Annotated in this window: 8 protein-coding genes and 1 pseudogene; 3 read left to right on the top strand and 6 right to left on the bottom strand. The window is 58.9% G+C overall.

Annotation, left to right across the window (positions count from 1 at the left end):
- Positions 1-356: 356 nt before the first annotated feature.
- From AC0NH5_RS40520 to AC0NH5_RS40510, 3 genes are all read right to left on the bottom strand, one after another.
- Positions 357-2,015, bottom strand: a complete 1,659-nt coding sequence (locus AC0NH5_RS40520; RefSeq protein WP_474413321.1) for a DEAD/DEAH box helicase family protein — start codon at positions 2,013-2,015, stop codon at positions 357-359.
- Positions 2,012-4,348, bottom strand: coding sequence for an ATP-binding protein (locus AC0NH5_RS40515; RefSeq protein WP_474413319.1), 2,337 nt, complete (start codon positions 4,346-4,348; stop codon positions 2,012-2,014). Before AC0NH5_RS40515 ends, AC0NH5_RS40520 begins: the two co-directional genes overlap by 4 nt.
- 461 nt (positions 4,349-4,809) lie before the next feature.
- Positions 4,810-4,944, bottom strand: a complete 135-nt coding sequence (locus AC0NH5_RS40510) for an IS3 family transposase (RefSeq protein WP_474413393.1) — start codon at positions 4,942-4,944, stop codon at positions 4,810-4,812.
- An 897-nt stretch (positions 4,945-5,841) separates the two neighbouring features.
- Here AC0NH5_RS40510 and AC0NH5_RS40505 point away from each other — a divergent pair.
- Both AC0NH5_RS40505 and AC0NH5_RS40500 read left to right on the top strand, forming a co-directional pair.
- Positions 5,842-6,918: a DUF262 domain-containing protein gene (locus AC0NH5_RS40505; RefSeq protein WP_474413317.1), complete on the top strand. Its 1,077-nt coding sequence runs from the start codon at positions 5,842-5,844 to the stop codon at positions 6,916-6,918.
- A gap of 42 nt (positions 6,919-6,960) precedes the next feature.
- Positions 6,961-7,857, top strand: a complete 897-nt coding sequence (locus AC0NH5_RS40500) for a HEPN domain-containing protein (protein ID WP_474413315.1) — start codon at positions 6,961-6,963, stop codon at positions 7,855-7,857.
- Between the two features lie 303 nt (positions 7,858-8,160).
- On the opposite strand, the gene AC0NH5_RS40495 is transcribed toward AC0NH5_RS40500, so the two are convergent.
- A complete protein-coding gene (locus tag AC0NH5_RS40495) occupies positions 8,161-8,955 on the bottom strand; it encodes a recombinase family protein (protein ID WP_474413314.1) in 795 nt (264 codons plus the stop codon).
- Between the two features lie 204 nt (positions 8,956-9,159).
- On the opposite strand from AC0NH5_RS40495, the gene AC0NH5_RS40490 reads away from it, so the two are divergent.
- Positions 9,160-9,687, top strand: coding sequence for a hypothetical protein (locus AC0NH5_RS40490; RefSeq protein WP_474413312.1), 528 nt, complete (start codon positions 9,160-9,162; stop codon positions 9,685-9,687).
- A gap of 510 nt (positions 9,688-10,197) precedes the next feature.
- Here the strand turns inward: AC0NH5_RS40490 and AC0NH5_RS40485 are convergent.
- Both AC0NH5_RS40485 and AC0NH5_RS40480 read right to left on the bottom strand, forming a co-directional pair.
- On the bottom strand, positions 10,198-12,381 hold the full coding sequence (locus AC0NH5_RS40485; protein WP_474413391.1) for a TIR domain-containing protein: 2,184 nt from the start codon (positions 12,379-12,381) through the stop codon (positions 10,198-10,200).
- A 51-nt stretch (positions 12,382-12,432) separates the two neighbouring features.
- Positions 12,433-12,936, bottom strand: a pseudogene (locus AC0NH5_RS40480) (WD40 repeat domain-containing protein); the annotation flags it as partial.
- Positions 12,937-13,443 lie beyond the last annotated feature (507 nt).

Here is a 13,443-nt window from a genome sequence, read left to right as displayed (position 1 = left end):
ATGTGATGGCTTGACGCCCTCACTTCCAGCCACGACAGTGGACTTAGACCCAAGGGCCGCATTCACGATGTCTTTCGTTGTTACCGCGGGACCAGTTCCGAAACGCGCGTATCGCCCGGTACCTCGAAGGTAGCGAGAGTACTCCTTCATGGGTCCGTCTTTGATCCAAGATCTTGCTGCGTCAGCTGACATATATCTGCACAGCACCCCGCCGATTGCAGGATCCTCAATCCACTGTCCGTAGACCTGGCTTCGTTCATGCAGTGGAATGCTTTCCCAGCCACGTTCATTTGCGTCGGCGTATAAGGCCTCGACTACGCTGTCGTGCTGCTGGGCAGGAAGAAGCGTCTCTCGTCTCATGAGGGCAACACGTCCGGATCGAGGAACTGAAGTCGAGCTTCATCATTGCTGGTTTCAAGATCTGCCGCGTCAAGTATCCACTGTTCAAGCAAGCTTTCAGCCTTGACGTCGCTGAAGGAAATATGTGTTTGCGCAACTTTGGGAAGAACTTCAATATCTTCGGCGTCAAGCTGGCGGCGTAGATTGAGTAGGGCGGCAACACGTCGGATGTCGCTGACGAAGTCCAAAGCTAAGACGGAATTCTTGCCGGCACGAAGACGGAGGCCGCGGCCCAGCTGCTGGACGAAGATTCGGCGACTGTGTGTCACGCGTGCAAAGCATAATATGTTTACATCTGGGACATCCACACCCTCATTGAGAATGTCGACGGCAGCGAGAATAGGGACGCGGCCTGCTCGGAAATCCAGCAGACGCTGTTGGGCTTCCCGTTTAGGCATGTTGGTGTGAAGCGCTGCCGCAGTACGCCACTCAGGGATCTGGCGAAGAAGGTGCTGCATGCGCTCGGCGTGCTCGATTGTTTGACAGAATACGATTCCTCGCGGCTGTACGACGTTATGCCACGCAGTCATCAACGCGTCGATGACTGCTTCATCTCGTTGCGTGAGAAAGAGTCGGCTATTGAGTTCCCGGATTGAGTACCGATGTCGGCTCACATCTCGAACGACGTCCCAGTCGATGTTGTCGACGAAGAGGCGGTAGTCAACAGTGGCCAAGTACCCACGGCGCATTCCTTCTTCAATGCCAAGCTTGTAGCTGGCAGGCCCGAATCGGGTCTCAATGTCGTATTTGTCGCCACGCCACGGAGTGGCAGTCACTCCAAACTGGTATGTATCACGTAACTCTTCGAGGAGAGTGTCATACGTGCCGTCCTCGCCGACGTGATGAGTTTCATCGACCATTACAATTCCGGGCGTCCACCCCTTTAGTACGGCTGTAAGGGCGCTTGCCGTGGTAGCGAATGTTACCCCGCTCAAGTCGTCCGGCTTCTCGTCTCCGGTCAGGACCTGAGTCTTTGTCTCCTTGGGCAGGTGGCGCCACATTGCTCGTTCGAGCTGACCCACGAGGTCTTTGGTGTGCGCGACTACCAAGACGTCTTTGCCGGGATTCTCGGCGATGAAGCGGCGGATGACTTCTCCGCCCACGACCGTCTTACCCAGTCCCGTGGCGAGAACGAGCAGTGCCCGCCTCCGGACCTGGAGATCGGCCCATAGCGCCGATACCGCAGCATCCTGGTAGTCCCGCAGAACCAGTTCGGGGCATTCGCCGGCGCTGGCGAGCAAGGACTGCAGGTCGTTGCCGGACCAAAAGTCAATTCGGCGGCCGATGCGTTGGAGCACGTGGGCTCGTTGCTCAGCGTCGGAACTGGGACGGGTATTGGTAACCACAACAGCTCGGCGCGCGCCATAATGATCTTGTGCAGCGCTCACCTCGTCGACGCCTGCGCGTGGGACCGGCCCTCGACTGCGCCACTTGCACTGGAAAACCCACAGCTGGCCATGGAGTTCCCCAAGAAGATCTCCACCTCTATCACCCGAGCCATCGATGTTGACGACGTTCTGGAAACCAAGCTGCATAAGCAGCCGCTCGACCTGACGAGTGAAACGGTGAGGCCCATTGATTTGCAGGTTGCGCGGCGACATGAAGGATGTCGTCATTCGGGCACCTCCGTTGGCAAGGACAGCTCCTGCTCCAGGAGTAGACAGGACAAGCGGCCGCGCTGTAGCTCCTCCGTGCTGCGTCGAGTACCGCGTTCGGCCAAGACAGCTACATCGGCGACAAGATCGCTGATTCGCTCGGCTGCGAATCTGCGTGCTACCTGATCGGTGAGACCGGCAAATTCGGATCGGAACACCGTTCCATCCATGAACGCCTCCGGCTTGTGCTGCAGCAGGCGTGCCAGCGCTGACGCTGGCACGTAGCTGATCCACTCGCCGGTGGCGAGAATGTCCTTCCAACTGTCCGTTCCGCCTTCTACGGCGAACGTTCGCTGAGCTGCGTCTTGGCTCTCCCGGTCTATGTGAGACCAATAGCCTGTGGCGTTGCCAGCAATCACAGGGAGCATGGCGTCGCGAACCCGGCTGAGCAGGCGAGAGGCGTTCTCGCGGATGAAGGGGCCGGTTGTCTTGTGGTCGGGCAGACAACGCTGCTTGATCTCGTAGAAGAGTACGGACAGATTCTGGTCGCTGTTGTCACGTACGCGGAGAAACTCAGCTAGCTCCATCACTATGAGGTCTCGGGTGTCGACGGCGAAGTCAACGAAAACCGGATGGTCGCCGTCGACAAACACCTCCACCTGCGCCCCCCGGCCGGCACCAACATAGACGGGCAGTCGCTCGGTGGAATTCGGCTTTGATAGCTGCTCGCCGCGGGTGATCCAAACCGTTACGTCAAGAGCCGCGCCGTGGCCAGGAAGGCCGTACTTGGCCTCCATATCCGGCATACGGATCCCGGCGGCCCGCCATCTGGCGCGGCGCTCATCCTCGGTTTCAAGCCGCGGCGGTTTGGGCCGAGGCGGGTTACTGGGTCTGCCTTCCGGCTCGGCGGGGGGGAGCAGTCCCTTGTCGCTGAGAATGTCGCGAGGATCGCTCTCAGGTCCGGGAGAGACGGCAGGGGGCGGCTTGGGCTGGTCGAACTGCTTGGCAGCCTCGTACCATTTTTCGTCTGTTTGGTATTCCGGAACACCTTTCCGGAAGAGATCAGCCCATTCCTTGGCCTTTTCGTGGATGGCACGCCTGTCGTCAGCCGGAATGAGGTAGTTTAGACCAGGGTCATTCCGGCGATAACCATTAAACAGACGGGCCAGTGGGCTAGTGTTCGTGGGGTAGTTCAAGTCCTTGGCGATCTTTGGGCGAAGTGGTCCCTTACCACGCAGGACGTGAACGACTTTCTTCCATTCCGGCGTGTCGTACTCGAAGGCATTCTTCTGGTAGTTGACGCGGACATGGTCAATGTGAATCTCGCCGACGATGCGGCCCGTGCCGGGCACCTCGATCGGGTACTCCTGTTCACCGCGACCAGACGGGTCGTCTGGGTCCACCCAACGGAACATCTGCACGTCCCTGAGTAGGATCTTGCGGCCATTGCGCAGGAAGTCGATGCCATAGTCACTTTTGTGCAGGTAACGCTGGATACCCAGCCAGCCCCAGATGCGGCGTTCTCTCACCTCCAGGCGCTGGCTACCGCACTGTTCACAGCCCTCCGCGCCAGAGTCCTGCCACAAGCCGCAATCCTGGCAAGCAGCCCGGTCCGTGAGCTTTTCATCTACATGGATGATCGCCGGGATGCGTTCGTTGCTTCTCACGACGAAGCGATCTTCGCCCCAAACACACGCCCGCCGGGCCTTGATCGCCTCACCGTCAACCAAAATCTGGATGTTGCGCTCTTGGAGGACGTAGCTATACACGTCACCCAACGTTGCCTTGATCTTGCTCTGCTGACGACTGAGCGTGTCGTGGTGCTCAGGTTTGAGGTCCCTGATCACCACCTCGGTACCATGGTCATCCGGAGCCTCTTTAGGCTCCTCCGATACCGGAAGGTCAAAATGCCCGCCAGCCTCCATGGCCCTGAGGTCGATTAAAACGCTGGTCCAATAAGGATCTTCACGGCGAGCTGTCCGAACTTGGGCTACTCGGCCAAGGCGGGCTGTAGCGATATTGAAGCCCACACCGAACAGGCCAAGACGTCCGTATCGGGCATTACTTGTCCAACCCGCACGTAGGGCGTTGTTAAGTTGTTCCAGCGTCATACCCGGTCCGTTATCCTGGACCCAGACTTCGCCGGTTCTCGACGTGCTCTTCCTACTGGGAAGGGAGATGGCGATCCTCGGCGGCTCCTCGCTCGTCCCGACCGGATGCCGAAGGAACTCGTCGAGCGCGTTGTCGATCAACTCGGCCAAGCATTGCCACGGTTGGAACTCGATGTCGCCAAGGATGCCGAGCAGGCGTGGGTGAGGTTGGACGTTGATCACACGGTTGTCAGAGACCGTCATGGCTCGCTCTCGGGTCGGGGTGGTCGCGGCAGTGTGCCACCGAGGTACGACATTTTCGTGGATCCCCAGGTCTAGGCCCTCATCGCTCTGAGCAGGGCCCTAGCCCAGGTCTTCCTGACAGGTGATTCGTCAGTTGGCGAGCCTAGAACACCGCTCTATCCACCGCCGGCTCGCCGGCGCGCTTTTCGAGGGACGGGTGCCGTACTCGCGGGCTGCCAGGATCAGGTCGGTTTCACATTCTGGCCGAGGTTTTCCACCGACGATGCGGCTGGAGAGCACGTCGCGGACGGCTACCAGCCAGAACACGCCCTCACCGCACGGGATCCGGGGTGGCGTCGGCACCCACGGCCAGTTCGGGCCCGCCGTAGTGAACTCGGGTTTACCAGATCCGGTGCGGGCGTGTGCTGCGAGTCCTGCTTTGTTGAGCCGTCGCGCCAGCCATGGCGCAGGAGCGCTCCGTGCTAGCCCTGAGCCGCCATCAGCCGCTCGACCCGTTTGCGGCTGACGCGGATCCCGTCGCGGCGTAACTGCCGGTGGACGCGGTCGGCGCAGTAGGTGAACCCGGACGCCTCCCAAATCTCATAGATTTTGGAGATCAGCCGGAGGTCGACCAGGTCCCGGTCCGAAGGGCTGCTCAGCCTGCTTGACCCACTGGTAGTAGGTCGACTCGGCGATGTTCAGGACCCTTAGTAGGAGCGCGACCGCGAAGCGGTCACGGTCTTCGTCGACAAACCTCATGACCGTCGCCGGTCGAGCCGAGCTCCGACGCAGCCCTTCGACCTTGAGGTAGTCATGGCAGCGTTCTTGCGGCCCCAGGTGCACAACAAAATCCGCGATGATGTGCTGGCGCACCCGCAGTGGTCGAGGCGGTCAGCGCCGAACGCGTCCGTGCCGAACTTATGCCGCTGTTTCTTCGGCGTGAACTGGGCGCATGGGCTCAGCGGCTCACGACTTAAGGACTCGGTGAGATCGGCGGCGTGCCGATACCGTCCGATCCGCCCGAATTTACCGCAGCACCCGAGCAGGTCCGTGGACTCGTCCGCTCAGGCGATACTGACGAAGCCTGGTCAGTCGTGGGTGCTGCGGTGCCACGGTGGCGCAGCGACGACCCCGTGCGTGTCGCGCCGACGACGCTGCTCACCGATCCGGTGCTCAGCCTACTCGTCACACCGCAGCGGGCTGCCTGGATCGTCACCACTCCGAGAAGCCGTGATCTCTAACTGATCCGTACGACAGTCGGTGCTGATCAGCGGCGTGTGTGACGGCTCTCGGGACCACACCCACTGGCTGGGGTCGTTCCATCGATGGCGGTTCTCGTGGCCCAAGGCGACGTCGTCCACGTCGAGGAGGACTTCGTCAGTACGGGCGAGGTGTCGCACTTGGTGGCCGGTGTAGCGCGGGTTCTTAAGAATCGCGCGGATCGCGGTTTGTAGAACAAAATCTCATCTCCATATAGAGTAGCGGCGCAGCTGTCGAACAAGTCTGGAGAAGCAGTGCAGGGCGATGATCGGGTACTCGAGAAGTTCAAGAAAGCACAGCAAAGTCTAGTTCTTCAGATGTCGGACCTTCCTCTACAAGCGATAGCCGGCATGGTTGAAGCAGGCGCTATCGACATCCAGCCGAAGTACCAGCGCCGAGAACGATGGAGCGTCGACAAGCAATCCGCGTTGATTGAGTCATTTCTAATCAACATCCCCGTACCTCCGGTCTATTTGTCCGAGGATGAATATGGACAATATAGCGTCATTGACGGCAAGCAGCGTATAACTGCTATCTACCGATTCCTTTCAGGAGGATTCTCTCTTGCATCATTAGAGGAGCTAAAAGAACTAACTGGCCGGTCTTTCAAACAACTCCCTCAAGAGCTACAGCAGACGCTGACCGTGCGGCCATACCTGCGGGTCGTCACTTTGCTCAAGCAGAGCGACAATGAACTTAAATATGAGGTTTTCCGCCGCCTGAACACTGGCGGAGAACGCCTCGAACCCCAGGAGGTAAGGAATGTAATCTTCAGGGGCGCCCTCAACGACCTCATTTATGAACTTGCTGAGCAGCCGTTCCTGAAGGCCCAGCTCAAGATCGTAAACGTAAAGTCGGCAGCTTATGCATCGATGACTGACGCTGAGTATGTGCTTCGATTTTTCGCCTTGCGTGAAAGTTGGAGTCGATTCTCTGGAAGTCTGGCCAAAACCATGGACGGTTTCATGGAGAAAAATGAAAATGCTAGCAACGATGAAATGCGGGACCTCGACCGGCGATTTAAGCGCGCACTTCTTGGATGTGAAGCGGTATGGGGCACCCTGGCGTTCAAGCGGCCGACAGGAGAAGACAGCTGGAGGGATCAGACCTTAGCGGGCATGTACGACGCCCAAATGGTGGCTGTTGATACCCTCGATGATTCAGAGCTTAGTCGCGCTATCAATGCCGCAGATGAAACGGTCGAAAGAACGAAGCGTGCTTTCTTGGATGACGCAGAACTCGAAAAATCTGTTCGCAGCGGAACCAATACACCAAGTAGTGTAAAGTATCGCATCAAAAGGCTCCAAGAAGTCCTCCGGGGTGCGAGCTAGAAAATGGTTCCGAACCGATCGCGGCAGGTCTTTGTTGACCGCATGGCGGCTCTGCTCGAGGCCACCGATTCCCAAGATCTTGTTTCGACAAGTCCGGTCACGACTGAGCGAGATCCTGCTCGTCTACTGCGGAACGGCTTAGCCGCCGTATCCTACTCTGCGTTCGAGGATTTTTTCGTCACGCGCACAGCCGAGGCACTTGCGTTTCTCGACGGAACGAAGATTTCGTTCAGGATGCTTCCCGATAAGCTGAAGGAAGCCGCGACCCTTGGGGCCGTCCGTGCAATGAACTTCAGGGCAGGCTTCGAAGATCCGCCCTTACGCATGAAGTTTGTCCAAGAGCACGCAGATTTTGTCCACTCAACATCTACCAGCACATATAGATTCTCGCCTCTTACGTTCACGCCGGAAAGAACGAACCTAACCGGTGAAGATTTGGAGCGGGCACTGAAGGCTGTTGTCGTGGATGCTCCGTGGGTCCAACTTTCAGAAATTGCCAGGAGAGTTGGCTATGGCGCGTTGGGCTTACGTGAAAGAATCTCCCAACTGCTCGCGCAGCGAAATGAAGCCGCACATTCCCCCGCCGCAGACGTCAGTATCGCAGACCTTAAGCAACTCCCACATGATCTACTCTCGGCCGCCTTGGCCTTCGATGCGATATTCTGCCGCGCAGTTTCTCTTATTTGTGGACGCAATGCAGCCTCAGACCCTAACAGTAAACTCGTTAATGTCGCTCGCGACGTAAGAATTACCTTTTTGGATCACGACGGTGTTCGATTTCGTGAGATTGGCGAGGGAAAGCCGAAGGCAACTAAGCTTCACGCATCCGCGCAGGAAGGAATCAGCTCAGCAGTTTCTCGTGTCGCCAAGGTGAAGTCTTTGGTAGTGCTACGCGATCTGCAAGGGCGACCGGTCGATTGGAGGGTGACAGACTTCTAAGTAGGGCATCTGCTGAGGCGAGGACGGCCTGCCCTAGATGCGCCGTCACCTCGCTACCAGAACCAGCTCCCGAGCTGCGATCTTTGTGTGCGCATCTCGAGTGTTGGGCCTCGGACACACGTTATACACACGGCCGAAGTCGTCGGAGACGACCTCGGCCTTCAGTGTTTTCTGGCCTGGTAGGTAGGTCATTCGCAGGCCGATGCGGCTGTACAGCTCGGCTCGGTCGCGGGGGGTCTGCCCCTTGGATCAGCCTGAGCAGGTCTTTGAAGGCTGCGGCAATGGCGTCGAGTTGGTCTTGCGTCATCCGCTCGGGATCGCGGTGGTCTCCCACACCTCGGCCCTGCGGTGTGAGTTGCGCGCGCGGTCGTAGGCGGACGGGCACGCGATGCCGTCCTGAGTGAGACCGCGAGCGATCGAGGTCATGCCCCGCCCGGCGACGTATTCGGTGAAGATGCGCTTCACGACCGGTGCGGTGACCGGGTTGCGGTCGAGGCGGTGCAGTTGTTTGCCTTGGGCCGCCTTGGCGGGGTTGGGATGCGGGCCGGCGTCGGTGAGACGGTAGCCGTAGGGCGGGTGTCCGCCGAGATAGCGGCCTTCCAGCTCGGTTTGCGCCCGCATCGCTGAGCGGACGCGGATCTTGATGCGGTTGCGTTCGCCTTTGCTCATGCCGCCGTAGAGGGCCATGACGAGGTCGTGGGCGTCGGAGCCGGGGTCGACGGCGCCGCCGACCTCGGGCACCCACAGGCCGACGCCGTAGTGCACGAAGACCGGGAACGTCATGCTGAACTGGCTGCCGTAGAACGCGCGTTGCGGCTCGCCGATCACTACAGCGTTGAAGTCGCGCCCCGCGCTCTTTATCTCGTCGAGCAGGCGGGACGCCTCGGGGCGCCGTTTCCATGGCAGTGACCGGGAGAGCCCGATGTCGAAGAACTCGGCGACGATCTCGCCGCCTGCCGGGTCGATCAGGCTGCGGGCGTGGGAGAGCTGCCAGGCTTTCGATGCCTGCGGGTCCTGCTGGTCCTCGGTCGACACGCGTCCGTAGAAGGCGAACCTCATGCTTGCCGAGTCTTCCGGGCTTGGTCGATGATGCGCCACAGCACATCTGCGGCGGCATCCGAGCGTGGAACGTCTAGGGACGTCTTGAGCTGGCCATTCTCAATTTCCGGTGTCTGGCACGTGCGTATGCTGCGGTGTCTCTTCTCGTCATTGGGCTCCTGCATCGTGATGGCTGTACCTCCTTTCCCTCTGCTTCGGTAATCCAGGTGCCTGCTCCTATCGTTGATCGTCAGAATCTGGATCATGACTCGCTTCGGCATCCAGGACTACGAACCGCACTGGCTCAATGGCCGGGACAGCGTCGCCGCCGTCCACGGTGAACGCCTCGCACGGCTGGCAGGTCGCACGCTGCGCCACGTTTGGGTGGTCTGGGACCGCAACGCCGATGAGTGGTTCTCCGACGCTCCCGTGCTGCTGGACTTCGGTGACGAGATCGTCAGCATTGACCACCAGAAGTTCGACGATCTTTGCATCACCTGGAACACGGTCGACCCCGCCCGAGCGATCGAGGAGGACAGCGAGGATTCGCTCTTCGATCTGGTGTGGCGCCCGGATGCCATGCCTCAGCTCGCCGCGTTGGCGGGGCAAATGCTGAAGCGTGTGGTGTTGCTGCAGTGGGCTGGTGGAGCGGGCGACATGGCGAGCGGCAGCATCGCCATCGGTCTGGACATGCCGCCGACGTGGCTCACGATCTACAACGCGATGGACGAGAACGGGTTCGAGTTCGGTGATCCCGACGACCGCTACCGCCACCACTCTCTCGCCTCTTGATAGTCCGTCCGCCCGTCCGTCCGCGCGCTGATCGGCGCAGACGCGCGCGAGCGGACGGACGTCCGCGCGGACGATCGGGTCAGGCGCGCCAGCGTCCGCGAGTGACTTGCCGGGCTCGGCCGGCAGCGGCGTGGGCTTGGAGCCGGTCGTAGACCCAGGTGCGTCGCATGCCGGTCAGCTCGATCAGTTCCGGCACGGTCAGACCGTCGTCGGGTGCTTGAGCAAGCGCTGTGAGCAGCGTCTGTTCCGGGTCGTCAGGGGCGGGCTGGGGCGGGTCGAGAGCCTTGGGTTGCCGATCGAGTGCGGCACGAGACAGCGAGTCGAGGTCTGGCCGCTGGTCACAGTTGTCGGCGCCCTCGAAGAAAGGCTGCCGGCCTCGCCATACTGCCGAACTGAATGGGACGCCTTGGGCGCGGGAAAAGATCAATCCAAGTACTGACCACTAACGCACCTTGGCAATGGATACCCGTCTTCTTCGCCACTGCGTACGTTACAGGTTTCGGTCTTGTTCTACCATCGCGCATGCTCGATTGACCGATTTAGAAGCCGGTCCCCCGTAATCCCCCAGACGAGTTGATCAATCGGGTTTGGATCAGCTACACGCATGTCGACTGCGTACCACAAGCCGAGAAAGGCCGGCAGCCTTGGATTCCCTTTTCGGCCTTGAAGAACAACGGGGATAACCGGGCGATTCCGTTTCGTAAATTCTTGAAGGAGGGTCTCAACCTCAATATCCTGCCAAGGCCCACTTCGACCTGGGCCTACAAAGACAGCGGCCGATTTTATCGACTTCAGGCGCTGCAATAAGCCCGGCTGCCAGCGCGTACCGGGCTTCGTTTCACGCTGAAAAGTCCATGGCAAGATACCTCGTTCTCTTAGCGCTTGGTCAACCTGCATAACCTGTTCGGCATCCCTCGAATTGTGACACAGAAAGACGTCGTAGTCACCCGTTTCGATCTTGCCTTTCAGTCGCGTCGAAGCAACATCTCGGTCTCTGCTATGGTCAGCACTTCTATTCATACTGGCGATGACACCAGCCGGTACGTCATCCCCGATTGAATGTGCTGCTCCCAGCGCGATGCCGCTTCGGTCACACATGGGGCATGTCACCGTCAAGAGCCCACGGCTAAGCCGATGCTGGACTACCTCATCCGGTAGCGCGTACCCGCATGCGGGGCAAGCATGAACTCGACGCACGATTACGCTATTGGGGATGGCGCGCAGCTGAAGGTGCCCGTCTACATACGCTTCAAAATGCCGCCGTACGGCAGGCGTAGCTTGGTCGTCGTAAGATAGAGTGAGCTCGCCGCGCCCCTCCTCGACCTCGCGTAACAGGATCCGACATTCACCGCCACCCGTCGCTGAATAAGATGCCGCATTTTGCCACATCGCCCGGCGGGTGAATATCGTTGAGTGGGACAATCGAACAGCCAGCGTCGCATACACGTTTTGTAATGGGCCGTCGAACTCGAAGGTGACTTCCTTGCCAGGGATGTCGGGCGCGTCCGGTCGCTCGCGAGTGAACTGCGACGGGAATACTATGTCAACGCCATCGTCAGTCACAACCTTCAAAGCAATTTCGTAACGTAGGAGTTCTTCGACTGTGGCAATGAGCAGCAACTTCTCAACAACTGGGTCGCCGACACGTTCATCTTGCGAAAGCCGAAAGTTACCCGCCAAGGCGTCCCGTTCTGCGATGAATCCCAGACCATCTGGCTCGTCTTTTGCGGCCTGCACCATTGCGCTGGCGTATGCATCTAACAGCTCTGGCTGAAGTAAAACATAGTCCCCGAACTGTAGCCGACGAATGAGCCCACGACTTTCCACTCTCCCGATACATGTCTCGAAGTTTGGTCGAATGCCTCCATCGTTGGCACTTCCGGCGACGGCCAGTTGATACGAACGGAATAAATCGTTACCTGTTGACAGGACTCGCCCCTGTTGCTTCTCATCTAGTAGGAAGCTTTTGATTGAGTCAAATAGCTGGCTAGAGCTAACCATGGGTAGGTAATCCCACTCGATCCTACCGCGGATCGCCTCAATCAATTCGGTAACAAGCCAACCTTCCTTAGCGCTCGTTTCGAAAAAGCCGTCGAGACCTAGATCGTCAACCATCGCTTGTACGCGGTGCTTAGTGACCGATACGCCGCCACGGTCAGCCCGAGCGGCAACGAGATAGCCCCGTATGGGCGTGTTTTCGTATCCTTCCAGCCGGCGTGCTTGCGTCAACGCGCGCACCCAATGCCTCACGCCTGCGAATGGATCAGTTTCACTTCGAGAGTCGAATACAAAAAGCGCAACGGCTACCTCATTGAGGTGGAGCTGATGGACAATACGATATCCGGGCTGGCCAGCCAAATCCCATAACAATGCCTCCCGAGTCTGACGACCCGTGTCTGATGTTTCTACCTGTTGCACATCGAAGGTCCATACGTTCCGGCCGTGGGTCGAGTCGGTCTTTCGGTACTCCTGGCCGCTTAGTACAAGTCCAAGCCCAGACTTACCGACCCCCGTATCTCCAAGGAGCATCACTTTAGCATTCACATAGCGGCTCGACCCGTTTTGCACGCCGACCGTCGACAATGCCTCGAAATCCACTTCGAAAATGTCTAGCCGATCCCTGCCGATATCCTTTGATGCTAACAGCCGACCTCCAGGATGGAAATCGAGTCCACCGATGCCATGAATGGCCACCCGAGTAAACCAGGATACGCACTCCCAGTCGCTGCAGCGCCAGATTCGGACGGTGTTGTCGTTTGAGGCTGAGGCTAGAAACCTGCTGTCACGCGAGAATCGGACCGCATGTGCAACATCCGTATGGCCCTCCAAGACAAATCGCGTAGCACCCGATACGGCGTTCAATATGTGGATCGCTCCACTCGCGTCAGTGCAGGCTATCCATCTCCCGTCATTAGACGCATCAACGGCGAAGACAGAGTCCGATGAGACTCGGAGACGCCGAGGCCTATTGAGAGCCGCGTCCGAGATAGCTACTACGCCGTCACTACTGGACGTGACAATTCTCGTTCCGTCGGGAAGCCAGCAACAACTATGGATCGGGGCCGTATGGACGCCATGTCGAGCAACTTCTTTTCGGGTTTCAGCGTCCCAAACACTGACAACGCCGCTCTCGGTTCCCACAGCGATCCAACGGCCATCGGCTGAGAAACGTGCAACCCGCGCATCAAGGTCAAGTTCCCAGATTAGTTTGGGTTCGCTAGCATCTACGTCCCATAGGCGGACGGGCATGTCTGCTGCGGCTGTTAAAAGCGAGGGACGCGTTGAATGCCACGACAAGGAAAGTGGCGGTTGGGTGTCGTCCAGTAAAAGTTGCACTGGCTTACGGCGACCTCGCCAAATGAAGATAGGTACGCCGGCCGCCGCCATGACGGAGCCGTCCGCAGACCATGCGACGGCGTGGTCGAGCGGTCCTTTCAAGCTCCGCACCAACGAGAGTCCACGCATCTCGCGGGGAAGTTCATCGGACTGTCCAGACGGTACGCTGTTCGTCATCCCTACGCTCCCATGCGGCCGAGGCCAGACTGGTTAGCCCAGACCGTTGATGCTATCGGCTGTGGGCACTTAGGCGTCCAACAAGTACATGGTCAATCCGTCCTGACCCCTCGATGCATTAGCAAGCCAACCACCGCCCTAGACTTCAACTAAGATCATCGGACACTAAGAGCTCCTAACACGATCTGCTGAATCGATGTTGATCAGCGTCACGACGCGAAGATCGGTCTCGTTCGCTGGTCG

The organism is Actinoplanes sp. 13 (genome assembly GCF_056134165.1).
This window is presented reverse-complemented; position numbering and strand designations above follow the sequence as displayed.

What these genes read in the sequence shown, in the direction of transcription:
- AC0NH5_RS40500 (WP_474413315.1), top strand. Translation starts at nt 6,961, where the DNA reads ATGGCGGCTCTGCTCGAGGCCACCGATTCCCAAGATCTTGTTTCGACA.
- AC0NH5_RS40520 (WP_474413321.1), bottom strand. Translation starts at nt 2,015, where the DNA reads ATGACGACATCCTTCATGTCGCCGCGCAACCTGCAAATCAATGGGCCT.
- AC0NH5_RS40515 (WP_474413319.1), bottom strand. Translation starts at nt 4,348, where the DNA reads ATGACGGTCTCTGACAACCGTGTGATCAACGTCCAACCTCACCCACGC.
- AC0NH5_RS40490 (WP_474413312.1), top strand. Translation starts at nt 9,160, where the DNA reads ATGACTCGCTTCGGCATCCAGGACTACGAACCGCACTGGCTCAATGGC.